Genomic DNA, 25,737 nt, shown 5'->3' with positions numbered 1-25,737 from the left:
CCCTCTTCGGTACAGCGGATGTCGCCGTCCCCGAACCCCGTCCTGACAGCGGGAGAGCAGCGGACGGCAGCTCGCGATGGCATACAACGTGGACGACAGAACCTCGAGACGCTGCGTCGGGCGGGTCTCCGACGCGGCGAACGACTCCTCGCGATAGGGCTCCCGAGGGGCCGACCGACGAGTCGGAGCGACGCGCGCGCGCCGAGCGCGCGCTGCTCAAACGGCTACGCGGTAGGTCGCTGTCGGTCCGAGAAGCTCGTGACGTGCTGCGTGGAGCCGAACTCGACGAGAGTGAGGCCGAGGCCGTGATCACCGCATTCCTCGACAACGGCTATCTCGACGACTCCCGCCTGGCCGAGCAGCTGCTCGATGGAGCGCTCGGGCGCAAGGCGCAGGGCGCGACGGCGGTGGCGCAGACCCTGGCCCGCCGGGGGCTCGACCGCGAGGTCATCGACATCGCTATGGCGTCGTTGCCTGACGACGAGGCCGAGCGGGCGCTCGAGTTCGCCCGCCAGCGAGCCCGTGGAATGTCCGGCCTCGATCATGACGTCGCTTTGCGTCGGTTGCACGGGCAGCTCGCGCGCCGTGGCTTCCGAGGAGCAGTGGCGCTTGATGCCGCCCGTCAGGCGCTGGCCGGCGACGAGGACTGAGCGCCCGCCCGTCAGCCTCGCGCGTTCATCTGCGTGGTGGCGGCGGCCCGTTCTCCTCTGAGTGCTCGGATCTCACGGGCTACGGCCGCGCCCAGCTCGCTTCGTGATGCCGCTCCGACCTTGGCGCGCGCCTGATAGATGTGCGATTCGACCGTGCGCACGGACACGAACAGGGCCTCCGCGATCCGTCGGTTCGACAGACCCTCTTCGACGAGCTGCGCGATTTCGCGCTCGCGTGCGGTCAGAGATCTCGTGGGGAGGGAGGTCGGGGCCTCGCCGGGCTCGTCGATGTCGTTGCGGACCGACAAAGCCGCGCGGAGGCGCTGAAGCATCCTCTCCGGCGGTGGCGCGACCTCGTTTGCCCCGGCTGTGGCAGACTCGGCATCGCGAAGGAGAGCATCAGCGGTCGGCGCCTCGATGCGTTCGACGACGGGCCGCATCTCTGCGAGCACCTGCTCCGCGAGGGAGTGGCGGAGGACGGCGAGACGATGCGCGTCGCGGATCTGAAGCATGACGGCATCCGTCATGCTGCTGAGCGTCCACGCATCGGCGGCGTGGGAGCGGGATTCGTCGATATTCCCGTTCGCAGCTGCCACGACCGACGACGTGGAGGCGAAGGAATGCTGCAGCATCCGGCTCGCGGCGGCGGGCATCTCGACGGCAGCGAGGGTCTCCTGCGCCTCGAGCGGGTACCCGAACACGGCCAAACCGTAGGCGGTCTCGAGCTCGATCATCGAGAGCGACTCACCGCCCCGGTACGGAGCGCGCGCCGCTGCGGCGTGCAGCTCGCGCCGGGCCGCGAGCACCCGCCCACGTCTGATCTCCACCAGCACCGCGGCGAGCGAGGCGGCAGCGAGCGCTGACCCGCCTGCTCGCACCGCCATGTCGCGCTCGAAGGCCAAACGATCGACGGCCTCGGCGTCGTCCGTCCCGGCTACCGTCCGACAGGCGAGATCGTATGACCTGGCCGCGATGCGGTCGAGTGCGTCGTCGAAGCTCGCACCAGAGGTGAACATGCGCATCGCACGGTTCAGAGCCTCGCGCATCGCGGTGGTCTCGCCGAGGTAGGCGCGGGCCATGCCGGCCAGCAGTTCGACATCGATGCGGTCGCGTAGGAACGACGTTGCCGGATCGCGGCGCACGTGCTCCGTCAGCACCACGGCGTCTCGCAGTCGCAGGTCGGAGACGGCCTGACGCGACTTGGCGAGGGCGTCGGGGGCCCCAGCACTCCCGAGATCGGGCGCCGTCGCCGTGTCGTCCACCGAGGGGAACGTGACGAGTGTGCGCGCCCTCCGACGCTCGTTCACGGCGAGGTCGAGCAGCGACTCATCCGTGGTTCGCGCTCCGAGTCTCTCCGTGGCGAAGCGTTGTTCGAGCACGATCGCGGGAACGGCGACGTCGGTCCTCATCCAGGCGGCGTACGCAGCGGCATCCGATGCGTCGCCGGTGTCGTTGGCCACACGTGCCGCATCGAGCACCACCCGCTCGATGAACTCCGGCGCGACGCCGTCGAGATCGGCGGGACGGGTGACGGTGCGCATCCACTGGTCTGCGAGGAGGCGCGCGAGCGGTGTGCTCCACCAGCGACCTTCGTCGCGGAGGAGACGTTCGAGCGCGTCGGAGATGACCGCCTCGGATCGTTCTCTTCCCAGCGCCCGCTCTGCGGCCCGCGCCAGCACCCGGTTCGCGGTCAGGCGGTGACTCGTGCTGCCGTCGTCGTACACCAGCCCCGCGGCCCGCAGTTCGTGGACCACGGCGACGGGTACGAGCCGGGTCGCGTCGGCGCGGGTGATGCCCGGGGCTCGATCGATGAGGACGAGAGCGCGCAATTGCTCGTCGTCGAGGTCGCGCACGTGAGCGTGGAGCACGGCGGCGAGGGCACCGTGCGAGGCGCCGTCGGCGATGGCGACAATCGGATCCCGGCCCTCGGTCAGCGCGGCGAGGCCGGCGTCGACGAGCGCGCGCAGCAAAAGCCGCGAGCCGTCGGCCGACCACAGGAGCGCCGCGCGCGTCACGCTGTCGAACGGCTCATGCGGTGCGAACAGAGTCAGGAGTCGATCCGCGTCGCGCGGAGAGAGGCGCGGGAGCTCGATCCGGTCGGCGTTGCCGGTGAGCCACAGGTCATGGATGACATCGACCACGCCGTCGCGACTGCTCGTGGGCAGCCGGGGCTCGGTCACCGCGATCAGGGCGGTCGCCCGCCCCGAATGAACGGCGCGGAAAAGAACGGCGAGGGATGCGGCGTCGAGCTCCTGCGCGTCATCGACCACGATGATCGTCGACGCGGGGACGGGGTCATCGCGGAGAAGGGCCCGGGCGCGCGCGTCGGATGCCGCCTCGAAGACGTTCGCGTACGTGTGGCGCAGCACGGCCGACGCCCGAACCATGATCGGATCGGATCCCCGCTGCCGGAGAACGTTCACGACGCGTGCGCGCAGAAAGCTCTTCCCCGATCCGAGCGGCCCGCCCATGACGATCGACCGGCCGCCGAGGAGCGCGTCGGCGACGGCATTCGGATCGCGCCCGTCCCCGACGACCTCATCATTCTCGTGATACGTCCGTGGCGACCGTTCCGAGTGCTCCCACTGAGTCATGAACCCCAGCTCCTCTCCCCAGCGAGACATGGCTTTCGGTCACAACCTACCCAGACGATCCGAACCGGGCCATCGGTAGACAGCATTCGGACTACTGAGGTTGCACTGAGCGTCTACTGATTCCTCCTGGCGCCCCCGTGGCCGGACGGCGGTGCACGCGGGCTCGCTACGCATTTCACCACCGGGGCGGCGGGGAACAGCTGTCGCCGGGCTGTCACGCCCCCTTAGCGTCGCCTCGAACCACACCGGAACCGGCCGACACGAGGCCGGTCGACACGAGGGGACTCCGAACATGAACACTGCGACCACACGGGGGACGACCCGCCGCAAGGTCTTCGCGATCGCCGCCGGCGGGGCGGCGTTGGGGCTGGGCGTCACGGCGACGCTCGCAGCCTGGACCGACACCGAATGGGTCTTCGGCGGCAATGGTGCTGGTGGGGCCGGAGTAGGCACATCGACCTTCTCGGTCGAGCAGAACACCGTCGCGCCCTTCACCACGGCAGCCGACTGGGTGAACGAGCCCGCGAACCCCGGGGGAGAGATCGTGTTCGGCCCCGACGCCCTCGATCTCGCCCCAGGCGACACCGTGTACGCCGCTGTCGCGCTCCGCACGGCGCCCGACTCGGTCGCAGGCGATGTCGAGCTGCAGGCGGCCGTGCCGGCCGCGGGGATCACGGCGAACGACACCGCGGGTCTGCTCTTCGATGCGTTGAACGTGCGCGTCGCGACCGATGCGGCCGCCTTCACCTGTGATGCGACGGCCTTCGCGGCGGGCGCAACGGCAACGCTCATCGCTGACGGGCCGCTCGCGACGACCGGCGGTAGTGCCAGCCAGTCGCTGACGGCCGACGCCGGCAGCACGCAGGTGTACTGCTTCGAGATCTCGCTTCCCGACCCGCTGACGCTCGCCCCGGGAACGACGATCGACGACTACATGGGCTTGACCGTCGCCCCCGCTTGGGAGTTCCAGGCGGAGTCCTGACCCCATGTCGACGCACGCCATCACCCACGACGCTCACGCGGCACGGGACGGCGGCGATCCGGCAGAGCCGGGAGGAACCGTGCCCGTCGGTTCCTCCCGGCTCGACCGGCTGCGCGATGTCGTGATCACGCTGGTCGGCGTGGTCGGCATCGCCACGATCGCCTGGCTCCTGGCCGCGTGGATCTGGGGTCTCTCGATCGTCGTGTTCGTAACGGGGTCGATGTCGCCGACCATGCCGGTCGGAACGGCCGCGGTATCGCAGCTGACGCCCGCGGCCGAGCTGCGCGTCGGTGATGTCGTGACGGTCCCACGCCCCGACACCGGGCAGCCGGTGACCCACCGCATCGTCGCCATCGACGAGGTGGCGGCTGCCCCGGAGGAACGCGAACTGACGCTCCGAGGCGACGACAACGGCTTCGCCGACAGTCAGACGTATCTTGTCGATCAGGCACCGCGCGTGCTCGTGGCGGTGCCCGTGCTCGGGTCCGTCGTCCTGTGGGCGCAGACACCGATCGTGATGATCGCGGCCAGCATCCTGATCGCGCTCGCGATCGCCTGGGCGCTCTGGCCAACTCCGACGCGCGCCGACGCCGACGCCGATGTCGATGTCGATGGCGACGAGACCTGAACAAGGAGAACCACTCATGAAACGTGCATCGTCGCACGGTCATCGCGCCGCCGTCGTCACGGCTGCCGCGGGCTCCGTCGCGCTCCTGGTGACCGGTACCGTGCTGTTGGCCGGCGTCGCCAACGCGGCGCTCGTGGAGGTGCCCGAGACGGGCACCCCGGGACGCCTCGTGCTCGCCGCCGACCCCTATCCCGCGGAGTTCCGCGATCTGAGCCCCGGCGACACCCGGGCGTGGCAGGTGCAGGCCCGGCTCGAGGATGCGTCGAGCGCGACCCTCGCTCTCGAATTGCGCAAGGACGGCGACCTCGTCACACACCCGCGCGGCCTTCGGGTCACCGTGCAGTCATGCGCCGAGGAATGGACGGGCCTGCCCGACGCGCCCGTCTGCGCATCCGGTGCACAGCCGCTGACGGTGGCGACGCCGGCCGACGACTACCGGTTCTCGAGCCCGAGCTTCGACCTGCCCGCCCTCGCCGCGGACGCGCCGGTCAGCCTCCTCGTCACCCTCGGGGTCGAGGACAGCCCCGAGGCGCGCGCCGACACCACCCTCATGGGGCTCACCGGCGACACCGATCTCGCCCTCACCGCGGTGGCGATCGATGACACCGTGCCACCGGTGGTGCAACCGCCGGTGCCTGCGCCTCCGGGAACCGGGATGCCGGGGCTGCCGGCAACCGGTGGCGACCTGTCCGCTCTGGCCGCCGTCCTGGCGCTCGCCGGAGGATTCCTCGCCGCAGGCCTCGCCCTGCGCCTGCACCGCCGGGAGGCCCGCGCATGAAGATTCGAACCCGATCCGCGGTTGCCATCGCCGCGGTGGCCATCGTGGGGGTGCCGATGACCGTCACCGCGACGACAGCGGCGTGGAACAGCTCGGAGTGGGTGCACGGCGAGGTCGGCACGTCGACGCTCGACTGCACCGACGGCACGGGCTTCGCCTCCGTCGCATCCGGCCGGTTCCTGAGCGGTTCCCTGCTTGGACTCGACCTCGACCCGATCGCCGAGCTCGAGCAGATGGCCCTCGCCCTCGATGGCGCGGGCGACGTCGCCGTGTCGCCGAGCGATGCGATCGACCTCGGATCCGCCCCGCCCGACTCCTACGTCTACGCCAACCCGTTCGACGTCACGGCTCTCAGCGCCATCAACGTGGATCTGACCGGCTTCACCGTCGGACTGCCGGGAGCGGCCCTCGGAGCCGTCAACCAGTACGCGAACGTCGCGACCGACGGCTCCGTCGCGGGCGCGTCGGGACTCGTCAACGACTCCGGCGCCGTGCTCGTGTCGGACACGACGCCGCCGGCATCGCTGCCCGCGCGGGCGCGGGTCGGGCTCAGCGGCATCCTTCCGGCGGTCACCGGCATCGCCGACGCGAACCTCGAGATCGGTGCGGTCGCGGCCAGCTCGCAGATCGACGGGTGCGCGCTGCTGCGCGACGAGCTCTGGGGAGAGACAGCACCTGCGAGCGCCGTCATGCGCGACTACGGCATCGCAGGTCTCGGCCTGCAGCTGGACGCGCCCGTCGTGCAGAGCCTCGTGGGCACCACGACCACCGCGGTGAACACGCTCGCCGGTGTGGTCGGGCAGCTGACCGGGCCGGGCGGGCTCATCGGCTCGACCATCGGAGCCGGAATCGACGCGGGAATCCCCGGCGTCCTCACCACGACGGTTGGCGGGAACGTCTCGATCACGGGACTCGACCTCCTCGGATCGGTGTCCACGCTCTTGAACACACCGCTCACCGACGGCGTGGTCACGATCGACCTGCAGGCGGGCACGATCGACGTCGATCTCGACGCTCTTCTTCCCTCGCTCAATGACGCCGCACCGAACACGGAGGTCGTCCTCAACGCTGCGGTGCTGAACCCGATCGTGGATCGCGCCGGCGTGCTGCTCGACAACTGGACGTCGCAGATCGTCGCCGCGCTCACCACCGAGCTCCGTGAGGCAACGGTCACCGTGGCGCTCGAAGCCGTCGTGGCCGCGCCGGGGATCGGTATCCTGCCGGGGCTCAACGTCCTGACCGCCGACGTCGGCTTCGTCGGCCCGCTCGGATCGCTGCTCGACGGGACGGCGGTGCTGACGATCGACGCGGAGGCGGCGGGCTTGGTCGGGCCGATCAACACCCTGCTCAGCGCGCTGGGCCTGCCCACCGTGACGCAGCTGCTGAACACAGTCGGAGGGCTCAGCTCGGGTCTCGTCTCGACGCTGGCGAACACGCTGACGACCACGATCACCGCGGCGCTCACGACGCTCGGCGGCACGCTCGCGACGGCGGTGACCGCAGTGATCTCGGCGCTCGGAGGGGTGGTCGACGCGCTGCCGTCGGTCGTGTCGCTCATGGTCAACGTGCAGCCCGATCAGCCCAACGCCCCGCCGGACGCGACCTTCATCGCGGCGTCGGGCGACGCGACGGCCGAGTACCGTGTCGCGGCGCTCCGGCTCGGACTCGCGGACGGCCTCGGCGGTCTGGCGGCGGCCACCTTCGCCACGGCGAGCGCCGGTCCGGTCACGGCACCCTGACGTCGCACGTGTGACCACTCGTGGGGTCGACCGGCGCGGGTCGACCCCACGAGCGCGATCGTAGAATGAGGGAATCATGTCGACTCCCTCGAGCGCACCCACCCTCATCGCGCCGTCACTCGCCGCGCGCACCGCCGATGGCCGCGCGCGTACGTACGAGGTGCGTACCTTCGGCTGCCAGATGAACGTTCACGATTCCGAGCGGCTCTCCGGATCGCTCGAGAGCGCGGGGTATCTCCCCGCCGATCCCGGCACCGACGCCGACGTCATCGTCATCAACACGTGCGCGGTGCGCGACAACGCCGCCGGCAAGCTCTACGGCACCCTGGGCCATCTGAAGTCGGTCAAGGACAAGCGCGAGGGCATGCAGATCGCGGTCGGCGGCTGCCTCGCGCAGATGGACCAGACCGCCGTGCAGCAGAAGGCTCCGTGGGTCGACGTCGTCTTCGGCACCCACAACATGGGCGCCCTTCCGGGATTGCTCGAGCGAGCACGTCACAACGGCGAGGCCGAGCTCGAGATCCTCGAATCGCTCGAGACCTTCCCCTCCACCTTGCCGACGAAGCGGGACTCGGTCTACAGCGGTTGGGTGTCGATCTCGGTCGGCTGCAACAACACGTGCACGTTCTGCATCGTTCCTCACCTGCGCGGCAAGGAGAAGGATCGCCGTCCCGGCGACATCCTGAACGAGATCCGCCTGCTGGTCGACGACGGGGCGATCGAGGTCACCCTGCTGGGGCAGAACGTCAACAGCTACGGCGTCGAGTTCGGCGACCGTCAGGCGTTCGGCAAGCTCCTGCGCGCGGCGGGTGAGATCCCGGGGCTCGAGCGCATCCGCTTCACGAGCCCGCACCCGGCGGCGTTCACCGACGACGTCATCGACGCGATGGCCGAGACGCCCGCCGTCATGCCGCAGCTGCACATGCCCCTGCAGTCGGGCTCCGACAGGATCCTGAAAGCGATGCGCCGGTCGTATCGCAGCTCGAAGTTCCTCGGCATCCTCGACCGTGTGCGTGAGCGCATTCCGCACGCGGCGATCTCGACCGACATCATCGTCGGGTTCCCCGGCGAGACCGAAGCCGACTTCGAAGACACGCTGCGGGTGGTCGAGCAGTCGCGCTTCGCGAGCGCCTTCACCTTCCAGTACTCCATCCGCGAGGGGACGCCCGCCGCGACGATGCCCGACCAGGTGCCGAAGGCGGTCGTGCAGGAGCGGTACGAGCGGCTCGTCGCGTTGCAGGACCGGATCGCGCTGGAGGAGAACCAGAAGCAGGTCGGCCGCGAGGTCCGCGTGCTGGTGTCTTCCGCGGAGGGCAAGAAGGCCGCCGAGACGCACCGTCTCACCGGCCGCGCGGAGGACAACCGCCTGGTGCACTTCGAGCTGCCCAGCGGCTCCGAGACGCCGCGACCGGGAGACGTCGTCACCGTGACGGTGACGCACGCGGCCCCGTTCCACCTGCTGGCCGACAGCACGGACGGATCGCCGCTGCGCATCCGACGCACGCGAGCAGGCGACGCCTGGGACCGTTCGCTCGCCGAGTCGTGCGGGGTACCGGCTCCGGCATCGACGGATGCCGGCCCGCGCGCGGTGTCGCTGGGTCTGCCGTCTCTGCGCGTCGGGGTGTGACCGCGGCGCCGGCCCCGGACTCCGCCCCGGCTGACGGAGCGCCGATCCTCTGGGCCGTTCTCGGGGCGACGGGCACCGGCAAGACCGGTCTCTCGCTCGACCTCGCCGAAGCACTCGTCGCACGTGGCCGGTCGGCCGAGATCGTCAACGTCGACGCTATGCAGCTGTACCGCGGCATGGACATCGGCACCGCGAAGATCCCCGAGACCGAACGCCGCGGCATCCCGCACCATCTTTTCGACGCGCTGGAGGTGACGCAGGAAGCCGCCGTCGCGTGGTACCAGGAGGTCGCGCGCCGGACGATCGAGGAGATCCGTGGTCGCGGCGCCGACGCGATCCTCGTCGGCGGCTCGGGACTGTACGCCTCGAGTGTGCTGTTCGACTTCCGCTTCCCGCCGCGCGACGAACGCCTGCGCGCGAGCCTCGAGGACGAGCTCGAGCGCCACGGTGCCGGGCACCTGTTCGCGCGGCTGCGTGCCGCCGACCCGGCAGCAGCCGAGCGGATCGACGCGCGGAACGGCCGCCGCATCGTGCGCGCGCTCGAGGTGCTCGCGCAGGGCGGGCGAACCCATGGCGGAGCCCTGCCCGAGGCGCCCGAGCATTGGTCGCCGCGGACCCGGATCATCGGCACCGCGGTGCCCCGCGACGAGCTCGTGCCGCTCCTCGATGCGCGCGTCGAGCGGATGTGGGCGGCCGGCCTGGTCGACGAGGTCGCCGTCCTGCGGCAGCAGGGTCTCGAGCGCGGTGCCACCGCCGGTCGCGCCATCGGCTACGCGCAAGCGCTCGCGCAGCTGCGCGGCGACACGAGCGAGGAGGAGGCGATCGCCGAGACGCAGGCCCTCACGCGGCGTTACGCGCGCCGCCAGGTGTCGTGGTTCAAGCGGTACGACGATGTCCGCTGGGTCGACCCTCGCACGACGGATGCGGGCGCGCTCGTCGACTCCGCCGTGGCGGGTGGGCCCGTCATCGATGCGAGAGGATGACACCCGTGAGTATCACGATGCGCGCATTCGCTCCCGACGATGAGGATGCCGTCGTCCAGCTGTGGCATGAGGTCGGCCTCACCCGCCCCTGGAACGATCCGCGTGCCGACATCAGGCGCAAGCTGACGGTTCAACCCGAACTTTTCCTCGTGGCCGTCGACGAGCCTGTCGACGGGACCGCGCATGTCATCGTCGGCACCGTGATGGCCGGTTATGACGGCCACCGAGGCTGGTTGTACTACCTCGCCTCGGCGCCCTCGCAACGGGGGCAGGGCGTCGGACGCCTGCTCGTCGCGGAGGCCGAGCGCCTTCTCGAGGCCATGGGATGCCCCAAGGTGCAGCTCATGGTGCGGCCCGAGAACGAAGCGGTGCGCGGCTTCTACCACGAGCTCGGCTACGAGCCGTTCACCGTGTGGTCGACCGGCAAACGCCTCGTCGTCGATGGCCCGGGCGGCCCCGCCTAAGCTGGGCACATGGCGACTCTCGCGTTCACCAAGGGCCACGGCACCGGCAACGATTTCGTGATCCTGGCCGACCCCGACGGCGAGCTCGAGCTCAGCGATGCGCAGGTCGCGGCACTGTGCGACCGCCACGTCGGCATCGGCGCCGACGGCCTGCTGCGGGTCGTCCGCTCGGCCGCGATCGCCGAGGGGGCGGATGCCGCGGCCTCCGGCGCTGAGTGGTTCATGGACTATCGCAACGCCGACGGGTCACTGGCCGAGATGTGCGGCAACGGAACGCGCGTCTTCGCACGCTACCTCGCCGACGCGGGCCTCGCGTCGATCGAGGCCGGACTCCGCATCGGCACGCGCGCCGGCGTCAAGACGATCACCCGCGCCGAGAACGGCTTCGAGGTCGACCTCGGTCTCTGGCGCGCCGAGGAGGGCGACATCCTGGTGCGCGCGCGTGGACTCGGCGTCGCCCGACCCGGGCAGGCGATCGACGTGGGCAACCCGCATGTCGTAGTCGCTCTCGCGGGCGAGGCAGAGCTCGACGGGCTCGACCTGACGTCGCAGCCCACCCTCGACCCGCATCCGGCCGCCGGCGCGAACGTCGAGTTCGTCGTCCCGGCCGAGCCGCTCGTACAGAACGGTGTCGGCGCTATCCGCATGCGGGTCTGCGAACGCGGAGTGGGGGAGACCCTCTCGTGCGGCACGGGGGTCGCGGCATCCGCACTCGCCGTCCGTTTCTGGGCAGGCTCGGCGGCACCCGATCGGTGGACGGTCGACGTCCCGGGCGGCACGCTCGGCGTGCGCGTCGTGCGTCAGGACGACGGCGAGCACGTGCTTCTCTCCGGGCCCGCGACGCTGGTGTTCTCGGGGCAGGTCACCCTCGCCGACTGAGCGGGCCCGGATGATCGGTCGTCGCGCGCGCGTCAGGGCAGTTCGATGGCCCCCGTCGGGGGTGTGCCGTGGCGACGCACCTTCAGCACGCGGAAGCCGCGGCCGGTCGCGGCGCGCGAGACGGTGTACCCGTCGTCGAAGGTCGCGGCGAGCCAGCGCTGCAGCGAATCGGATCCGAGGTTGCGCTGCACGACGAGCCAGGCGTCGCTGCGCTCGACCAGGCGGGGGATCCAGCGCTGGAGCATCCCGTGCAGCTCGTTCTTGCCGACGCGGATCGGCGGATTCGATCGGATGGTCCGGAACACGACGTCGTCGGGAACATCGTCGGGCAGCACAGCGTTGATATTGGTGAGTCCCAGATCAGCGGCGTTGCGTCGCACCAGGTCGAGAGCACGTTCGTTGACATCGACGGCCCAGACCGTGGCGTGAGGCGACTCCAGAGCCAGCGACAGCGAGATCGGCCCCCAGCCGCAGCCGAGGTCGAGGAAATCCCCACCGGGCGGTGCCGGCGGAGTATTGGCCAGAAGAACCCCCGTGCCCGAGTCGACGTGGTCAGGGCTGAACACCCCGCCCGCGGTCGTGACCTCGACGGCACGACCCGCGAGGGTCACGCGGATGCGGCGGAGGTTCTGTTCGCTGGACGGGGACGCGCTGAAGTAGTGATCGCTCCCCATGCATCCGAGCGTATCGGAGCCGGGCAATCCGGCGGGAGACTAGAATTCACGGATGCCCGGGCACGGGCATCCCGGGAAGAGAGTTATGACGCAAATCACCACCCCCGACGGCGACGACGACATCGCGGTGGATCCGGTCGATCGAGTGCTCGCGAGCGCCGAGACGCGCTCGTCGATGCGCGTGTTCGGCGGCGCGCAGGCGCTGCAGGATGCGGCGACCGTCTCATACGGAGACACCGACGGCGACCAGTGGGATCGCGAGGAGCGCGCCGCGCTGCGCCGCGTCCCGGGACTGTCCACCGAGCTCGAGGACGTCACCGAGGTCGAATACCGGCAGCTGCGACTCGAGAACGTCGTGCTCGTCGGCGTGTACCCGCAGGGGTCGCACGAGGACGCCGAGAACTCGTTGCGCGAGCTCGCCGCGCTGGCCGAGACCGCCGGCGCGGTCGTCCTCGACGGTGTGCTGCAGCGGCGGCCGCATCCCGATCCCGCCACCTACATCGGACGCGGCAAGGCGGCCGAACTGCGCGATCTCGTCGCCGCGGTCGGCGCCGACACCGTGATCGCCGACACCGAGCTCGCTCCGAGCCAACGGCGTGCGCTCGAGGATGTCGCCAAGGTCAAGGTCATCGACCGCACGACCGTCATCCTCGACATCTTCAGCCAGCACGCGAAGAGCCGCGAGGGCAAGGCTCAGGTCGAGCTCGCGCAACTCGAGTACCTGCTCCCGCGCCTGCGCGGGTGGGGTGAGTCGATGAGCCGTCAGGCCGGTGGACAGGTCGGCGCAGGCGGCGCGGGCATGGGCTCGCGTGGTCCGGGTGAGACGAAGATCGAGCTCGACCGCCGCCGCATCCGGACGCGCATGGCGCAGCTGCGCAGGCAGATCCGCGAGTTCGCGCCGTCTCGCGAGGCGAAGCGCGCCGAGCGTCGGCGAAACACGATCCCCTCCGTGGCGATCGCCGGATACACCAACGCCGGCAAGTCGAGTCTGCTCAACCGGCTGACGAGCGCGGGAGTCCTCGTCGAGAACGCGCTGTTCGCGACGCTCGACGCGACCGTGCGCCGGGCCGAGGCCGCTGACGGGCGCGTGTACACGCTCACCGACACCGTCGGATTCGTGCGCAATCTGCCGCACCAGCTCGTCGAAGCCTTCCGGTCGACGCTCGAAGAGGTGTCGGGCGCCGACGTCATCGTGCACGTCGTCGACGGGTCGCACCCCGACCCGGCGGCGCAGCTCGCGACCGTCCGCGACGTGATGGGCGACGTGGGTGCGCGTGCGACGCGCGAGCTCGTCGTGTTCAACAAGGCCGACCTGGTCGACGATGACGCGCGGCTGCTGCTGCGCGGGCTCGAGCCGACGGCTCATTTCGTGTCGTCGCGGACCGGCGAGGGGATCGACGACCTCCGCGCGGCGATCGAGGACGCGCTTCCGCTGCCCGCGGTAGAGGTGCGTGCGCTCGTGCCGTACGACCGGGGCGATCTGATCTCGGCTGTGCACGAGAGCGGTCACATCGTCGCGACCTCGCACGAGGAGGACGGCACCGCCGTGCATGCTCACGTGTCCGAGCGCCTCGCCGCCGAGCTCGCACCCTACGCCGTCTGAGTTGCCGCTCGGGTGTATCAGCCCGCCATGTTCAGGGCTCGGGGCACCGGGTCGAGGGCTCAGTCGAGTTCGACCGGCGCGACCCCCGGGGTGTCGAAGCCGAAGACCTGGCCGAGGAATGCCAGCTCGCTTTCGAGCGCGTGCACGATCGTCTCCGTGCGCCGGAACCCGTGGCCCTCGCCCGCGTACAACACGTAGGCATGGGGCACTTCCTGTGCGACGAGAGCGTCGCGGATGGCTTCCGCCTGCGCCGGGGGCACGACGGCGTCCTCGTCGCCCTGCAGAAGCAGCAGCGGCACCCGGAACCGTTCCGGCCGGCTCAGGGGCGACCGCTCGATGTAGACCTGCTCCGCTTCGGGCAGCGGGCCGATGAGCCCGTCGAGGTAGCGCGCCTCGAAGTCATGCGTCTCAGCCGCCAAGGCGCGTGCGTCGCCGACGCCGTACCGCGAGACGCCGGCACCGAACACGTCGGTTCCGACCAGCGCCGCGAGCACGGTCCAGCCGCCCGCGGAGCCGCCCTCGATCGCGAGACGTGACGGGTCGGCGAGTCCGTCGGCGGCGAGCCCTCGGGCAGCGGTCGCGACATCGTCGACGTCCACGACGCCCCACTGGCCCTTCAGTCGTTCGCGGTACGAGCGGCCGTAGCCCGTCGAGCCGCCGTAGTTGACGTCGAGCACGCCGATGCCGCGACTGGTGAAGTAGGCCACCTTGCTGTCCGCCGTACCGCCCACATGCGAGGTCGGACCGCCGTGTACCCACACGAGGTACGGTGGCAGCTCATCGGTCGGCGCTTCGACGTCGGGATTGGTCGGCGGGTAGGCGAAGGCGTGCACGGGGCCGTGCGGGCCTTCGGTCGTCAGCTGACGGGCGTGCGGAATCCATGCCGCATCGACATCGGGAGCGCCGCCGCGCACCGCGGTCGCCTCGCCGCTGTCCAGATCGACGATCCACAGCCCCGTCGCGCCCGGCATCGTGCCGCTGACGAGGGCGCTGCTGCCCGCGACATCCTCGATCTGCAGCCGCGCTGTGGCGGGTACCGGGAGCGGGACGGCGCCACCGTCGCGGTCGATGACGACGAGCTGATCCGATCCGTGCGTGCGGACGGCGACGACGCGGCCGTCATCGAGCGGCGCGTACCAGCGGGTTCCCAGCACCCACAGCCCGCCGCCTGTGTCAGCGTCGGCGGGGGAGATCGGGGCCGGGTTCGCGTCGGCGTCGGGGTCGACGCGGTAGAGGTTCCAGCGCCCGGTCGGCTCGTCGACGACGACGAGCTGGCCATCGGGGGTCCATTCCGGCTGAAGCGCGGCCGTGCTGCCACCGGCGACGTCACGGACCCGGTGCGGGGCGCGGAGGTCGACGACGCGGATGCGGGTGCGGTCCCAGGGCATGTCCGGGTGGTCCCAGGCCACCCAGGCGAGGTGCGAGCCATCGGGTGAGAGGGCGGGCTGGGCGACGAAGTCGCTGCCGCCCGCGAGCTCGGTCACGCCCGAAGCGTGGGCGCCCGTAGCGCCGTCGATGCGCACGATGTGGCGTCCGGGAGTGCCCTCTGAGCGTTCGCGTTCGCGCACCGCGAGCAGGACGCCGCGCTGCCAGCGAAGCCCGCCGTAGTGCGTGCCGCTCTCGTCGGGGGTGAGCGCCTCGGGCTCGCCGCCGGGGCGGAGGCGACGGATGCGCTGGTCGGACTTGTCGACGAAGAACAGATCGCCGTCATCGGAGACCGCCCACGCACCTCCGCCGTACTCGTGGACGCGTGACCGGGCGTTCCAGGGGGCGGGAAGGACGACCTCGACCTCGCCGTCGCCTCGGCGGCGCACGACGGCGACGCGGCCGCCCTCGTCGGGCAGCGACTCGCCCCACCAGACCTCATCGCCGACGAAGCCGGCGCCGTCGAGGCGCAGTGACGACGAGCTCGCCCACGATGCGGTCAGGGGAGAAGGCCAGGAACCGTAGGGCAGTTGCTGCGACATACCGCCACGCTACGCGAGCCGCGGCACCCCGCGGCGAGATGACGGGAGGTGCGCGGCGGCGCGCGGGTCAGACGGCGCGGAGGACGGCGACCACCTTGCCGAGGAGCGTCGCGTCGTCGCCGAGGATCGGCTCGAAGGCGGAGTTGCGGGGGAGGAGCCAGGTGTGACCGTCGCGCTGACGGAGTGTCTTCACGGTCGCCTCGCCGTCGAGCATCGCGGCGACGATCTCTCCGTTGTCGGCTGTCGCCTGTGCGCGCACGACGACCCAGTCGCCGTCGCAGATGGCCGCATCGATCATCGAGTCGCCGACGACCTTGAGCATGAAGAGCTCTCCCTTGCCGACGAGCTGGCGTGGCAGCGGGAAGATCTCCTCGACCTGCTGGTCGGCGGTGATCGGGACCCCGGCCGCGATCCGGCCCACGAGAGGGACCAGGGCGGCGTCGCCGAGAGCGGGCGCCGCATCGGCCGGGTTCTCACCGGCCGTGCCGGGGAGGTCGATCAGGACCTCCATCGCCCGGGTCTTGCCGGGGTCGCGGCGGAGGTAGCCGCTGAGCTCGAGCTGGTTCAGCTGGTGGGTGACGCTCGAGAGCGACTTGAGGCCGACCGCGTCGCCGATCTCGCGCATGCTCGGCGGATAGCCGTTGCGGGCGATCGCGTGCTGGATCACCTCGAGGATCGCGAGCTGCTTGTCGCTCAGATTCTTGCGTCGTCGCGTCTGCGGCTTCTCGCTCATACCGCCGGTCTCCTGTCGTCACGCCCCGTCCCCGACCCGATGTCGGAGGTTCGTGGTGGGCTCTCGCTGTCGAAAAGGTAGCCCGATACGACGGCGACATCACGGAACGCTCCGCGTGTCTCTTCGATCGGTCTCCGATTTCGGTGGGTGGTTGACACCACACAATATCGAAGATACGTTCGGAACCGAAGTTCGCACCCGTCTCTCCCGGCCGAGAGGCGAGGGCGAATCTTCCTACCGCTCCCGAGGAGATGTCATGACCACGATCGATGCCCGCTTCGCACCGGCCCCCCGTACCCGCCTGCGTATGACGCGCCGCGGACGCCGCGTCGTTGCGACGATCGCCGCCCTCCCGGCGGTCGTCGCCATCACTGCGGTCGCACTCTCCGGCGGTGGCGCGCTCGCCTCGAACGACGCAGGGGCGCCCGCGGGCTCGTTCACGACCGTCACCGTGATGTCGGGGGAGTCCCTCTGGTCGATCGCCGAAGAGGTCGCCCCCGCGGCCGACCCCCGCGACGTCGTCGACGCGATCGTCCGACTCAACGCGCTCGGCTCGGGTCAGCTCGAGGCCGGCCAGACGCTGGCCATCCCGCTCGAGTACACGGACGCCAGCTGACGAGCTGCTGCGCGCGGTGAGTCCGCCGAGTTCGGTCACTCGACGACGCGCTGCGGCCTAGCATGGGTGGGATGAGCCCGAGTCTGGATGATCTGCCCCTCAGAGACGATCTGAGAGGCCTCACCCCGTACGGTGCCCCTCAGGCGCCGCTCCCGGTCGCGCTGAACGTCAACGAGAACACGCATCCGGTTCCCGAAGAGGTCGCCGACGACATCCTGGATGCCGTCGCCCGTGCCCTGCGAGATGTCAACCGCTATCCCGATCGAGAGTTCACCCACCTGCGCGAGTCCTTCGCCGAGTACCTGGGCCACGGTCTCACGGCGGATCGGATCTGGGCTGCGAACGGATCGAACGAGGTGCTGCAGCACCTGCTCCAGGCCTTCGGCGGACCGGGCCGCACCGCGATGGGCTTCGGCCCCACCTACTCGATGTACCCGCTGCTGACGCGCGCGACCGGCGCGCAGTACGTCGCGGGGACGCGTGCGCCCGACTTCACGCTCGACGCCGCTTCCGCCGCAGCGCAGGTCGCCGATCTGCGGCCCGACGTCGTCTTCCTCTGCGCCCCGAACAACCCGACCGGCACACCTCTCGGTCTCGACGTCATCGAGGCTGTCTACGACGCGACCGACGGCATCGTGATCGTCGACGAGGCCTACCAGGAGTTCGCGCCGCGCGAGAGCTCTTCCGCTCTGACGCTTCTCGGAGGTCGCGAACGGCTCGTCGTGTCGCGCACGATGAGCAAGGCGTTCGCGTTCGCCGGCGCGCGCGTGGGCTACCTCGCGGCCGACGCCACGCTGATCGACGCCCTGCGTCTCGTGCGCCTGCCGTACCACCTGAGCGGTCTGACGCAGGCGGCGGCGACCGCTGCGCTGTCGCACTCGTCGACGATGCTGCGCATGGTCGACGAGATCGTCGCGCAGCGAGACCGGATGTCGGCGACGCTCGACGCACTCGGCTACCGCGCCTACGAGAGCTGGACGAACTTCGTCCTGTTCGACGGCGTCGACGATCCGCAGCGCACGTGGCAGGCGCTGTACGACCGCGGCATCCTCGTGCGCGACGTGGGCATCCCGCGCAGTCTGCGTGTCAGCGCCGGTACGGAAGACGAGACGACCGCCTTCCTCGAGGCACTGGCCTCGATAGACTCGGAGGCATGACCAGCCCCCGAACGGCCAGCATCCGTCGCGCCACGAGCGAGTCGAGCGTCGAGCTCGAGCTCGACCTCGACGGCACCGGGAGCAGCACGATCGAGACGACCGTGCCGTTCTTCGACCACCTGCTGACGGCGTTCGCGAAGCACTCGCTCACCGACCTCACCGTGCGCGCGGCGGGCGACACGCACATCGACGCGCACCACACGGTCGAGGACGTCGCGATCGTGCTGGGGCAGGCGCTGCGTTCCGCCCTGGGCGACAAGTCGGGCATCTCCCGTTACGGTGACGCGCTCGTTCCGCTCGACGAAGCACTCGCGCAGGCTGTCGTCGACATCTCGGGGCGCCCCTATCTCGTCCACACGGGCGAGCCCGAGGGGTACGAGTACCACCTCATCGGCGGACACTTCACCGGGTCGCTCGTGCGGCACACGTTCGAGGCCATCGCGTTCAACGCCGGCCTGACGATGCACGTCACGGTGCTGGGCGGGCGCGACCCCCACCACATCGCGGAGGCGGAGTACAAGGCGTTCGCGCGCGCGTTCCGACAGGCCAAGGCGCTCGATCCGCTCGTCCACGGCATCCCCAGCACGAAGGGCGCCCTATGACCGAGGGCGACGCGACCGGGGGCGACGCGACCGGGGGCGACGCGACCGGGAGGGCGCCGCTCGTCGCTGTGCTCGACTACGGGTCGGGCAACGTCCACTCGGCGGTGAAGGCTCTGTCGGCCGCAGGTGCCGACGCCCGCCTGACGTCGGATCGCGGCCTGATCCGCGACGCCGACGGGCTCCTGGTGCCGGGAGTCGGTGCGTTCAGCGCCGTCATGTCGGCCCTCCGATCGAGCCGCGGTGACGAGATCATCGAGCGCCGTCTGGCCGGCGGTCGTCCGGTCCTGGGTATCTGCGTCGGGATGCAGATCATGTTCGGCAACGGCGTCGAGCGCGGTGACGACACCCCGGGCCTCGGGCAGTGGCCGGGCACCGTCACCGAGCTGCAGGCACCCGTGCTGCCCCACATGGGCTGGAACACCGTGCGAGCAGGGGCGGGGTCGACTCTGTTCGACGGACTGGAGGACGAACGGTTCTACTTCGTCCACTCGTATGGCGCACAGGACTGGACGCTCGAAGTCATGAAGCCGTTCGCCGAGCCCGTGCTGACGTGGTGCGACTACGGCAGACCGTTCCTCGCGGCGGTCGAGAACGGGCCGCTCTCGGCCACGCAGTTCCACCCCGAGAAGTCGGGCGCAGCCGGCATCCGACTCCTCGCCAATTGGATCGGCGCCCTGCCGCGCCACTAGTCTCCCTCTGGTGCGTTCGCATGGACGAGCGCGCATCCCGACACCTCTGGAATGTGATGAACGACTTCGCGTCCACCCCCGAACTGATCCTCCTGCCCGCCGTCGACGTCGCCGACGGGAAGGCCGTGCGCCTCACCCAGGGTGAGGCCGGCAGCGAGACGACCTACGGCGATCCCGTCGATGCCGCCCTCGCCTGGGCCAAGCAGGGCGCGCAGTGGATCCATCTCGTCGATCTCGACGCAGCCTTCGGCCGAGGCAACAACACCTCCGTGCTCCGCAAGGTCATCAAGCAGGTCAAGGGCGTGCAGATCGAGCTGTCGGGCGGCATCCGCGACGACGCGACGCTCGAGGCCGCGCTCGAGAGCGGGGCGACGCGCATCAACCTCGGCACCGCCGCGCTCGAGAACCCGGAGTGGGCCGCCGACGTCATCGGACGCTACGGCGACGCGATCGCGGTCGGACTCGACGTCCGCGGCACGACGCTCGCCGCGCGCGGCTGGACGCGCGACGGCGGCGACCTGTGGGACGTTCTCGAGCGGCTCGAGGACGCCGGCTGCAGCCGCTACGTCGTCACCGATGTGACGAAGGACGGCACGCTGCAGGGGCCGAACATCGAGCTGCTGCGCGAGATCACCTCCCGCACGCCGAAGCCGGTCGTCGCATCGGGCGGCATCTCGAGCCTCGACGACATCGCCGCGCTGCGCGAGCTCGTGCCGCTCGGGGTCGAGGGCGCGATCGTCGGCAAGGCTCTCTATGCCGGCGCTTTCACGCTGGCCGAGGCGCTGGATGTCGCCGGAGACTGACGACGGCTGCGGCCATGCGGCCGATTCGGCTGGGGTCCCCTGGGAGGGGCGCAGCTTCGAGTCGAACCCGCACGCCGGTGACGACGGCTCCGCCGATCCCGCTCTGCTCGCCGCCCTCGAGGCGTTCCGCGCCGGCACGGGCGATGCGGTCGCGGTCGTCGAGGCGTATCGCGCTGCGCGCCTGCTGATCCCGCTCGTCCCCGAGAAGGGCGACGACGGAGTCGGGCCCACGGGATTGCGCGTCGACAAGACGCAGGAGCTGTCGATCGTCACGGTCGCCGCCCCCGATGGTCGTCGGGTGCTGCCGGTGTTCACCTCGGTCGCGGCGCTGGGGCGGTGGGATGCCGTTGCCCGACCGGTCCCGGCCGACGGTGTGCGCACGGCGATGGCCGCGGCGTCCGACGACACCGATCTGATCGTGATCGATCCGGGCTCCGAGACGGAGTTCGTGCTGCGGCGACCTGCCGTCTGGGCGATCGGGCAGGGCTTGGCCTGGGAGCCGGCTCCCACCTCGCCCGAGGTCTTCACCGCTCTTCAGGCGAGCATCGGGGGCGAGCTCGCGGTGCTCGATCTGTCGGTCGCGGCGGGGGATCCCGACGCACGGATGCGCGGCCCCGAGCTGATCGTCCGGCTTCATCTCATCGACGGACTGGATGCCGCCGAACTCGACGCCGTGCTGTCGCGACTGGCGTCGCGATGGGCCGCCGACGACCGCATCGCGGTGCTCGTCGACTCGCTGACCGTCAAGCTCGTCCGAGCCTCCTGACGGAGGTTCCGGGCCCGGGGTGACCGAGCCCGAAGCGGCCTCAGTTGACGGGGCCGGTGAACTTCTCGCCGGGGCCCTTGCCGATCGGGTCGGGGATCGTGGATGCCTCGCGGAAGGCGAGCTGCAGCGAGCGCAGGCCGTCACGCAGCGACCGTGCGTGCATGTCGCTGATCTCGGGGGCACCGGCGGTGATGAGGCCGGCGAGGGCATTGATGAGCTTCCGCGCCTCGTCGAGGTCGAGCTGCGTGGCGGGGTCGTCGGCGAGTCCGACCTTGACCGCGGCTGCGCTCATGAGATGCACGGCGGCGGTCGTGATGACCTCGACGGCGGGAACGTCGGCGATGTCGCGGGTGGCTGCCGAGGCGGCGCGCTCCTGCTCCTCCCACCGCTGGCGACGAGCCTCGTCGTCGGTGAAAGTGATGTTGTCGGCGGGGTTCGTGTCCACGTGTCGCTCTCTGCTAGACTGTGCGGGCACCGGAGTGTTCTACTCCGGATCGAAAGAGGATCACATCCCACCCGCGCTTGCCGTTCCAGGCTACCGGGTCATGCACTCCGCTCCGTCCGTTTCACCGCGGCCGGAGTAGCCAGGGTGCGGAACACGAATGCCGACGCACGTGCGTCGTGCGGGGTGGATGCGATGCTCTTCCGCCCGGGTGGCGTCCTCGCTTCCCGGTGGCCACCACCGCACGAACAGGAGTTCCGCACATCAGCGATCCCCGCACCAACGACCGCATCCGCGTCCCCGAGGTTCGCCTCGTCGGCCCCGCTGGAGAGCAGGTCGGCGTCGTCCGTATCGAGGTCGCCCTGCGTCTGGCGCAGGAGGCCGAGCTCGACCTCGTCGAGGTCGCCCCGAACTCGAAGCCGCCCGTGGTCAAGATCATGGACTACGGCAAGTTCAAGTACGAAGCGGCTCAGAAGGCCAAGGAAACGCGTCGCAATCAGGCCAACACGGTCCTCAAGGAGGTCCGGTTCCGTCTGAAGATCGAGGCGCACGACTACATCACCAAGCTCAAGCGCGCCGAGGGCTTCCTCCAGGCGGGCGACAAGGTGAAGGCGATGATCCTGTTCCGCGGTCGCGAGCAGTCGCGTCCCGAGCAGGGTGTGCGCCTGCTCCGCAAGTTCGCCGAGGACGTCGCCGAGCTCGGCACCGTCGAGTCGAACCCGACGATCGACGGCCGCAACATGGTGATGGTCATCGCGCCGCACAAGAACAAGTCCGAGGTGAAGACCGAGCAGAACGCCCAGCGTGCCGCCAACAAGGAGGCAGCACGTCAGGCCCGCTCCGGTGACGCGCCCGAGACCGAAGACGCCGCTCCCGCGTCGGCGGAGTAGCCCCCAGACTCCCGCCTCGCGGGATACACAACGAAGGAAGAGACATGCCGAAGCAGAAGACCCACTCGGGTGCCAAGAAGCGCTTCAAGGTCACCGGCAGCGGAAAGATCAAGAAGCAGCAGGCGAACCTCCGCCACAATTTCGAAGGCAAGCCCACCAAGCGCACGCGCCGTCTGTCGGCCGACAAGATCCTGGCTCCCGGCGACGCAAAGGTCGCCAAGAAGCTCCTCGGCATCTGAGCGCTGCTGCGCACGAATAGGAAACAAACGAAATGGCTAGAGTCAAGCGGGCCGTAAACGCCCACAAGAAGCGTCGCGTCATCCTCGAGCGCGCGTCCGGTTACCGCGGACAGCGTTCGCGCCTGTACCGCAAGGCGAAGGAGCAGGTCACCCACTCGCTCGTCTACGCGTACCGTGACCGTCGCAAGCGCAAGGGCGACTTCCGTCGTCTGTGGATCCAGCGCATCAACGCCGCTGCCCGTCAGAACGGCATCACCTACAACCGCTTCATCCAGGGCCTCGGCCTCGCGGGTGTGCAGGTCGACCGTCGTATGCTCGCCGAGCTCGCCGTGAACGAGCCCGCCGTCTTCGCGTCGCTCGTGGCGACGGCCAAGGGCGCTCTGCCCGCCGACGTCAACGCGCCCAAGGCCTGATCGGGTCTTCGCGTTCCACGCACCGCACGAAGGGGCGTCCTCCGAGAGGAGGGCGCCCCTTCGCCGTATGCTGAAAACGTGCTCGAGAACCCCCGGTCGCCCCGCGTGCGCGCCGTCGCCAAGCTGACCAAGCGCAGTGCGCGTCAGGAGACCGGTCTCTTCCTGCTCGAGGGGCCTCAGGCCGCGCGCGAGGCCTTGGCCTACCGAGCCGACACGCTCGTCGAGATCTTCGCGACGCCGAGCGCGATCGAGCGGCATCCCGAGCTGGCCGCGAGCGCGGAGCGGGCCGGCGTCGCCGTCGTCTCGGCGAGCGAGGCCGTGCTCGAGGCAATGGCCGACACGGTCACCCCGCAAGGCATCGTGGCCGTCGCGCGTCAGTCGCCGTCGTCGCTCGACGACATCTTCGCCACACGGCCCCGACTCGTTGCGATCTGCGAAGAGGTGCGAGACCCCGGCAACCTCGGCACGATCATCCGGGCGGCGGATGCGGCGGGCGCGGATGCCGTCGTGCTGACGGGTCGCACCGTCGACCCCTACAACCCCAAGGTGGTGCGCTCGACCACAGGGTCGCTGTTCCACCTTCCGATCGCGCTCGGTGTCGAGCTCGACGCCGCCGTCGAACAGGCCCATGCGGCCGGACTGCGGGTCGTGGCCGCCGATGTGAAGGGCGAGGAGTTCCTCGAGCACCGCGTGACCCTCGCCGATCCGACCGCGTGGCTGTTCGGGAACGAGGCGCGCGGACTGGCCGACGAGGCCCTGGCCCGGGCCGACCTCGCCCTGCGCCTGCCTATCTACGGCGCCGCCGAGTCGCTCAACCTCGCCACCGCCGCGAGCGTCTGCCTGTACGAGACCGCGTTCGCCCAGCGCGCCGGCTGACCCCGTCTTCCACCGGTCGAGTCGCCGGAAAGTGTGGGTCCGGCCCGCGCGGCATCCGCAGTTCATGGCGACTCGATGGATGCGGATGGGCGCGCCGTGTATTCCGATTTTGTTACAGATCGGTGACTCGACGGGTTCGCGGCCGCCTCGGGCGGGGGAGTGCTCTTAGTGTGAACTCTTATGACGACTCCCGAAAACCCGGCGCCCCCGACGTCGAACATCTCGGTGCGCCGCGGCGACCCGCTCGTGGTGATCGAGGGCGTGCAGAAGCACTACGGCTCGTTCCAGGCTCTGAAGAACATCGACCTCACCGTCAACCGCGGCGAGGTCGTCGTGGTCATCGGTCCGTCGGGCTCGGGCAAGTCGACCCTCTGCCGCACGATCAACCGTCTCGAGACCATCAGTGAAGGCACGATCACCATCGACGGTGAGAAGCTGCCGTCCGAGGGCAAGGCTCTGGCCGCGCTCCGCGCCGACGTCGGGATGGTCTTCCAGTCGTTCAACCTCTTCGCCCACCTGACGATCCTCGAGAACGTCACGCTCGGGCCGATCAAGGTCAAGGGCATGAAGAAGGCCGAGGCCGAGAAGCTCGCCCGCGAACTGCTCGACCGCGTCGGCGTCGGCCACCAGGCCGACAAGCTGCCGGCGCAGCTGTCGGGCGGTCAGCAGCAGCGCGTCGCGATCGCGCGTGCGCTCGCGATGAAGCCGAAGGTCATGCTCTTCGACGAGCCCACCAGCGCGCTCGACCCCGAGATGATCAACGAGGTCCTCGACGTCATGGTCGGCCTCGCGCAGGACGGGATGACGATGATCGTCGTCACGCACGAGATGGGCTTCGCCCGCAAGGCGGCCGACCGGGTCGTGTTCATGGCCGACGGTCAGATCGTCGAAGAGGCCGTTCCCGAGCAGTTCTTCACGTCGCCCAAGAGCGACCGTGCGAAGGACTTCCTCTCCAAGCTCATCACCCACTGAGACCACCGACTTCCGCGCTCTGCACCGGGCGCGGATGCCCCAACCAGGAGGACCACATGCGCAAGACACGAATCACCGGCGCCTTCGCCGGTGTCGCCATCGCTGCGATCGCTCTGACCGGCTGCAACAGCGGCTCGCCCACCTCGCCCGGCGGCGCCGCCACCGGTGACGGCGGCGACAGCAACGAGGCCCTGTGGGAGGTCGCCTCCGACGTCTCGCTCGAGGGCAGCCCGACGTTCGACGCCATCCAGTCCCGCGACAAGGTGATCGTCGGCGTCAAGGAGGACCAGCCCGGTCTCGGCTTCCTCGACGCGACGACGGGTGAGCGCAGCGGCTTCGACGTCGACATCGCCCGCTGGATCGCGGCGTCCCTCGGCTACGACGAGGACAAGATCGAGTTCAAGGCGATCGCATCGGCCAACCGTGAGCAGGCCATCGTCAACGGCGACGTCGACTACTACGTCGGCACCTACTCGATCACCGACTCGCGCAAGCAGCAGATCGACTTCGCCGGTCCGTACTTCATCACGGGCCAGGGCCTGCTCGTCGCCGCCGACAGCGACATCGCGAGCGAGGACGACCTGAACGAGAACACACGCGTGTGCTCGGCGACCGGTTCGACGCCGATCCAGAACATCAAGGCGAACTACCCCGAGGTTCCGACCGAGGAGTTCGACCTGTACTCCGCATGCGTCGACGCGCTCATCAACGGCACCGTCGACGCCGTCACGACCGACCAGGCGATCCTGATCGGCTACGCGGCGCAGTACCCCGACGAGATCAAGGTCGTCGGCGAGCCCTTCAGCGAGGAGAAGTACGGCGTCGGCCTGCGCAAGGGCGACGACGCGTTCCGCGCGCACATCAACGAGCTGCTGACCGACGGCGGCGACGTGTGGCAGGGCATCTTCGACAAGAACCTCGGTCAGTCCGGCATCACGGTCGAGCAGCCCGCGGTCGACGCGTACTGAGTC

At 70.1% G+C, this 25,737-nt stretch carries 27 protein-coding genes; 22 read left to right on the top strand and 5 right to left on the bottom strand.

Going from position 1 to position 25,737, the window contains the following annotated elements; all coding sequences use genetic code 11:
- The first annotated feature begins 263 nt into the window (after positions 1-263).
- Entirely contained in the window at positions 264-650 is a 387-nt protein-coding gene (locus ACU6RU_RS00235) for a regulatory protein RecX (protein ID WP_446725609.1), read from the top strand.
- Positions 651-661: 11 nt separating this feature from the next.
- Here ACU6RU_RS00235 and ACU6RU_RS00230 read toward each other — a convergent pair whose 3' ends face one another.
- Entirely contained in the window at positions 662-3,244 is a 2,583-nt protein-coding gene (locus ACU6RU_RS00230) for a helix-turn-helix transcriptional regulator (RefSeq protein WP_446725608.1), read from the bottom strand.
- A 292-nt stretch (positions 3,245-3,536) separates the two neighbouring features.
- Between ACU6RU_RS00230 and ACU6RU_RS00225 the strand changes: the two genes are divergently transcribed.
- The 8 genes from ACU6RU_RS00225 (at position 3,537) to dapF (ending at position 11,324) form a co-directional block, all read left to right on the top strand.
- Positions 3,537-4,226, top strand: coding sequence for a SipW-dependent-type signal peptide-containing protein (locus ACU6RU_RS00225; RefSeq protein WP_446725607.1), 690 nt, complete (start codon positions 3,537-3,539; stop codon positions 4,224-4,226).
- A 4-nt stretch (positions 4,227-4,230) separates the two neighbouring features.
- Positions 4,231-4,854: a signal peptidase I gene (locus tag ACU6RU_RS00220; RefSeq protein ID WP_446725606.1), complete on the top strand. Its 624-nt coding sequence runs from the start codon at positions 4,231-4,233 to the stop codon at positions 4,852-4,854.
- Between the two features lie 16 nt (positions 4,855-4,870).
- Positions 4,871-5,632: a hypothetical protein gene (locus tag ACU6RU_RS00215; protein ID WP_446725605.1), complete on the top strand. Its 762-nt coding sequence runs from the start codon at positions 4,871-4,873 to the stop codon at positions 5,630-5,632.
- On the top strand, positions 5,629-7,371 hold the full coding sequence (locus ACU6RU_RS00210) for a choice-of-anchor G family protein (protein ID WP_446725604.1): 1,743 nt from the start codon (positions 5,629-5,631) through the stop codon (positions 7,369-7,371). The genes ACU6RU_RS00215 and ACU6RU_RS00210 overlap by 4 nt, the downstream gene beginning before the upstream one ends.
- A 76-nt stretch (positions 7,372-7,447) precedes the next feature.
- The gene (gene miaB / locus ACU6RU_RS00205; protein WP_120263103.1) at positions 7,448-8,998 is read left to right on the top strand and encodes a tRNA (N6-isopentenyl adenosine(37)-C2)-methylthiotransferase MiaB; all 1,551 of its coding nucleotides are present in this window, start codon (positions 7,448-7,450) and stop codon (positions 8,996-8,998) included.
- Positions 8,995-9,981, top strand: a complete 987-nt coding sequence (miaA, locus tag ACU6RU_RS00200; RefSeq protein WP_183045295.1) for a tRNA (adenosine(37)-N6)-dimethylallyltransferase MiaA — start codon at positions 8,995-8,997, stop codon at positions 9,979-9,981. The genes miaB and miaA overlap by 4 nt, the downstream gene beginning before the upstream one ends.
- A complete protein-coding gene (locus tag ACU6RU_RS00195) occupies positions 9,978-10,445 on the top strand; it encodes a GNAT family acetyltransferase (protein WP_446725603.1) in 468 nt (155 codons plus the stop codon). Before miaA ends, ACU6RU_RS00195 begins: the two co-directional genes overlap by 4 nt.
- Before the next feature lie 9 nt (positions 10,446-10,454).
- Positions 10,455-11,324, top strand: a complete 870-nt coding sequence (gene dapF / locus ACU6RU_RS00190) for a diaminopimelate epimerase (protein WP_446725602.1) — start codon at positions 10,455-10,457, stop codon at positions 11,322-11,324.
- Between the two features lie 32 nt (positions 11,325-11,356).
- Here the strand turns inward: dapF and ACU6RU_RS00185 are convergent, their stop codons facing one another.
- The gene (locus ACU6RU_RS00185; protein WP_289331127.1) at positions 11,357-11,998 is read right to left on the bottom strand and encodes a class I SAM-dependent methyltransferase; all 642 of its coding nucleotides are present in this window, start codon (positions 11,996-11,998) and stop codon (positions 11,357-11,359) included.
- 85 nt (positions 11,999-12,083) lie between these two features.
- Here ACU6RU_RS00185 and hflX point away from each other — a divergent pair, with 85 nt between their 5' ends.
- Positions 12,084-13,601 (top strand): GTPase HflX, encoded by a 1,518-nt coding sequence (gene hflX / locus ACU6RU_RS00180; protein ID WP_289331128.1) that lies wholly within the window; start codon positions 12,084-12,086, stop codon positions 13,599-13,601.
- Between the two features lie 59 nt (positions 13,602-13,660).
- On the opposite strand, the gene ACU6RU_RS00175 is transcribed toward hflX, so the two are convergent.
- Complete coding sequence (locus ACU6RU_RS00175) at positions 13,661-15,568, bottom strand: dipeptidyl-peptidase 5 (RefSeq protein ID WP_446725601.1); 1,908 nt, start codon at positions 15,566-15,568, stop codon at positions 13,661-13,663.
- A 67-nt stretch (positions 15,569-15,635) separates the two neighbouring features.
- The gene (lexA, locus tag ACU6RU_RS00170) at positions 15,636-16,301 is read right to left on the bottom strand and encodes a transcriptional repressor LexA (RefSeq protein WP_120263097.1); all 666 of its coding nucleotides are present in this window, start codon (positions 16,299-16,301) and stop codon (positions 15,636-15,638) included.
- 256 nt (positions 16,302-16,557) lie between these two features.
- On the opposite strand from lexA, the gene ACU6RU_RS00165 reads away from it, so the two are divergent.
- The 6 genes from ACU6RU_RS00165 to ACU6RU_RS00140 all read left to right on the top strand — a co-directional run bounded on the left by ACU6RU_RS00165 (position 16,558) and on the right by ACU6RU_RS00140 (position 20,934).
- Positions 16,558-16,917 (top strand): LysM peptidoglycan-binding domain-containing protein, encoded by a 360-nt coding sequence (locus tag ACU6RU_RS00165; RefSeq protein ID WP_446725600.1) that lies wholly within the window; start codon positions 16,558-16,560, stop codon positions 16,915-16,917.
- A gap of 71 nt (positions 16,918-16,988) precedes the next feature.
- Positions 16,989-18,074, top strand: coding sequence for a histidinol-phosphate transaminase (locus ACU6RU_RS00160; protein WP_289331131.1), 1,086 nt, complete (start codon positions 16,989-16,991; stop codon positions 18,072-18,074).
- Positions 18,071-18,676 (top strand): imidazoleglycerol-phosphate dehydratase HisB, encoded by a 606-nt coding sequence (hisB, locus tag ACU6RU_RS00155; protein ID WP_446725599.1) that lies wholly within the window; start codon positions 18,071-18,073, stop codon positions 18,674-18,676. The genes ACU6RU_RS00160 and hisB overlap by 4 nt, the downstream gene beginning before the upstream one ends.
- Positions 18,673-19,365, top strand: a complete 693-nt coding sequence (hisH, locus tag ACU6RU_RS00150; RefSeq protein WP_446725598.1) for an imidazole glycerol phosphate synthase subunit HisH — start codon at positions 18,673-18,675, stop codon at positions 19,363-19,365. Before hisB ends, hisH begins: the two co-directional genes overlap by 4 nt.
- A gap of 56 nt (positions 19,366-19,421) precedes the next feature.
- Positions 19,422-20,168: a bifunctional 1-(5-phosphoribosyl)-5-((5-phosphoribosylamino)methylideneamino)imidazole-4-carboxamide isomerase/phosphoribosylanthranilate isomerase PriA gene (gene priA / locus ACU6RU_RS00145; protein ID WP_120263092.1), complete on the top strand. Its 747-nt coding sequence runs from the start codon at positions 19,422-19,424 to the stop codon at positions 20,166-20,168.
- A complete protein-coding gene (locus tag ACU6RU_RS00140; protein ID WP_120263091.1) occupies positions 20,152-20,934 on the top strand; it encodes an SseB family protein in 783 nt (260 codons plus the stop codon). The genes priA and ACU6RU_RS00140 overlap by 17 nt, the downstream gene beginning before the upstream one ends.
- Before the next feature lie 40 nt (positions 20,935-20,974).
- On the opposite strand, the gene ACU6RU_RS00135 is transcribed toward ACU6RU_RS00140, so the two are convergent.
- Positions 20,975-21,379: a DUF1844 domain-containing protein gene (locus ACU6RU_RS00135; protein ID WP_289331134.1), complete on the bottom strand. Its 405-nt coding sequence runs from the start codon at positions 21,377-21,379 to the stop codon at positions 20,975-20,977.
- A 227-nt stretch (positions 21,380-21,606) separates the two neighbouring features.
- On the opposite strand from ACU6RU_RS00135, the gene infC reads away from it, so the two are divergent.
- The 6 genes from infC (at position 21,607) to ACU6RU_RS00105 (ending at position 25,734) form a co-directional block, all read left to right on the top strand.
- Positions 21,607-22,266: a translation initiation factor IF-3 gene (infC, locus tag ACU6RU_RS00130; protein WP_259455209.1), complete on the top strand. Its 660-nt coding sequence runs from the start codon at positions 21,607-21,609 to the stop codon at positions 22,264-22,266.
- Between the two features lie 44 nt (positions 22,267-22,310).
- The gene (gene rpmI, locus ACU6RU_RS00125) at positions 22,311-22,505 is read left to right on the top strand and encodes a 50S ribosomal protein L35 (protein ID WP_005048908.1); all 195 of its coding nucleotides are present in this window, start codon (positions 22,311-22,313) and stop codon (positions 22,503-22,505) included.
- A gap of 32 nt (positions 22,506-22,537) precedes the next feature.
- Positions 22,538-22,918: a 50S ribosomal protein L20 gene (gene rplT, locus ACU6RU_RS00120; protein ID WP_023951735.1), complete on the top strand. Its 381-nt coding sequence runs from the start codon at positions 22,538-22,540 to the stop codon at positions 22,916-22,918.
- A 78-nt stretch (positions 22,919-22,996) separates the two neighbouring features.
- Positions 22,997-23,794: a TrmH family RNA methyltransferase gene (locus tag ACU6RU_RS00115; RefSeq protein ID WP_289331135.1), complete on the top strand. Its 798-nt coding sequence runs from the start codon at positions 22,997-22,999 to the stop codon at positions 23,792-23,794.
- 180 nt (positions 23,795-23,974) lie between these two features.
- A complete protein-coding gene (locus tag ACU6RU_RS00110; protein ID WP_289331136.1) occupies positions 23,975-24,766 on the top strand; it encodes an amino acid ABC transporter ATP-binding protein in 792 nt (263 codons plus the stop codon).
- Between the two features lie 56 nt (positions 24,767-24,822).
- Positions 24,823-25,734 carry a glutamate ABC transporter substrate-binding protein gene (locus tag ACU6RU_RS00105; protein ID WP_120263089.1) on the top strand — a complete coding sequence of 304 codons (912 nt, stop codon included), beginning with the start codon at positions 24,823-24,825 and terminating at the stop codon, positions 25,732-25,734.
- Positions 25,735-25,737: the final 3 nt, after the last annotated feature.

It is taken from the genome of Microbacterium sp. F1-18 (genome assembly GCF_052921305.1).
This window is presented reverse-complemented; position numbering and strand designations above follow the sequence as displayed.

What these genes read in the sequence shown, in the direction of transcription:
- ACU6RU_RS00230 (WP_446725608.1), bottom strand. Translation starts at nt 3,244, where the DNA reads ATGACTCAGTGGGAGCACTCGGAACGGTCGCCACGGACGTATCACGAG.
- ACU6RU_RS00225 (WP_446725607.1), top strand. Translation starts at nt 3,537, where the DNA reads ATGAACACTGCGACCACACGGGGGACGACCCGCCGCAAGGTCTTCGCG.
- ACU6RU_RS00220 (WP_446725606.1), top strand. Translation starts at nt 4,231, where the DNA reads ATGTCGACGCACGCCATCACCCACGACGCTCACGCGGCACGGGACGGC.
- ACU6RU_RS00215 (WP_446725605.1), top strand. Translation starts at nt 4,871, where the DNA reads ATGAAACGTGCATCGTCGCACGGTCATCGCGCCGCCGTCGTCACGGCT.
- ACU6RU_RS00210 (WP_446725604.1), top strand. Translation starts at nt 5,629, where the DNA reads ATGAAGATTCGAACCCGATCCGCGGTTGCCATCGCCGCGGTGGCCATC.
- miaB (WP_120263103.1), top strand. Translation starts at nt 7,448, where the DNA reads ATGTCGACTCCCTCGAGCGCACCCACCCTCATCGCGCCGTCACTCGCC.
- ACU6RU_RS00195 (WP_446725603.1), top strand. Translation starts at nt 9,978, where the DNA reads ATGACACCCGTGAGTATCACGATGCGCGCATTCGCTCCCGACGATGAG.
- dapF (WP_446725602.1), top strand. Translation starts at nt 10,455, where the DNA reads ATGGCGACTCTCGCGTTCACCAAGGGCCACGGCACCGGCAACGATTTC.
- ACU6RU_RS00185 (WP_289331127.1), bottom strand. Translation starts at nt 11,998, where the DNA reads ATGGGGAGCGATCACTACTTCAGCGCGTCCCCGTCCAGCGAACAGAAC.
- hflX (WP_289331128.1), top strand. Translation starts at nt 12,084, where the DNA reads ATGACGCAAATCACCACCCCCGACGGCGACGACGACATCGCGGTGGAT.
- ACU6RU_RS00175 (WP_446725601.1), bottom strand. Translation starts at nt 15,568, where the DNA reads ATGTCGCAGCAACTGCCCTACGGTTCCTGGCCTTCTCCCCTGACCGCA.
- lexA (WP_120263097.1), bottom strand. Translation starts at nt 16,301, where the DNA reads ATGAGCGAGAAGCCGCAGACGCGACGACGCAAGAATCTGAGCGACAAG.
- ACU6RU_RS00165 (WP_446725600.1), top strand. Translation starts at nt 16,558, where the DNA reads ATGACCACGATCGATGCCCGCTTCGCACCGGCCCCCCGTACCCGCCTG.
- ACU6RU_RS00160 (WP_289331131.1), top strand. Translation starts at nt 16,989, where the DNA reads ATGAGCCCGAGTCTGGATGATCTGCCCCTCAGAGACGATCTGAGAGGC.
- hisB (WP_446725599.1), top strand. Translation starts at nt 18,071, where the DNA reads ATGACCAGCCCCCGAACGGCCAGCATCCGTCGCGCCACGAGCGAGTCG.
- hisH (WP_446725598.1), top strand. Translation starts at nt 18,673, where the DNA reads ATGACCGAGGGCGACGCGACCGGGGGCGACGCGACCGGGGGCGACGCG.
- priA (WP_120263092.1), top strand. Translation starts at nt 19,422, where the DNA reads ATGAACGACTTCGCGTCCACCCCCGAACTGATCCTCCTGCCCGCCGTC.
- ACU6RU_RS00140 (WP_120263091.1), top strand. Translation starts at nt 20,152, where the DNA reads ATGTCGCCGGAGACTGACGACGGCTGCGGCCATGCGGCCGATTCGGCT.
- rpmI (WP_005048908.1), top strand. Translation starts at nt 22,311, where the DNA reads ATGCCGAAGCAGAAGACCCACTCGGGTGCCAAGAAGCGCTTCAAGGTC.
- rplT (WP_023951735.1), top strand. Translation starts at nt 22,538, where the DNA reads ATGGCTAGAGTCAAGCGGGCCGTAAACGCCCACAAGAAGCGTCGCGTC.
- ACU6RU_RS00110 (WP_289331136.1), top strand. Translation starts at nt 23,975, where the DNA reads ATGACGACTCCCGAAAACCCGGCGCCCCCGACGTCGAACATCTCGGTG.
- ACU6RU_RS00105 (WP_120263089.1), top strand. Translation starts at nt 24,823, where the DNA reads ATGCGCAAGACACGAATCACCGGCGCCTTCGCCGGTGTCGCCATCGCT.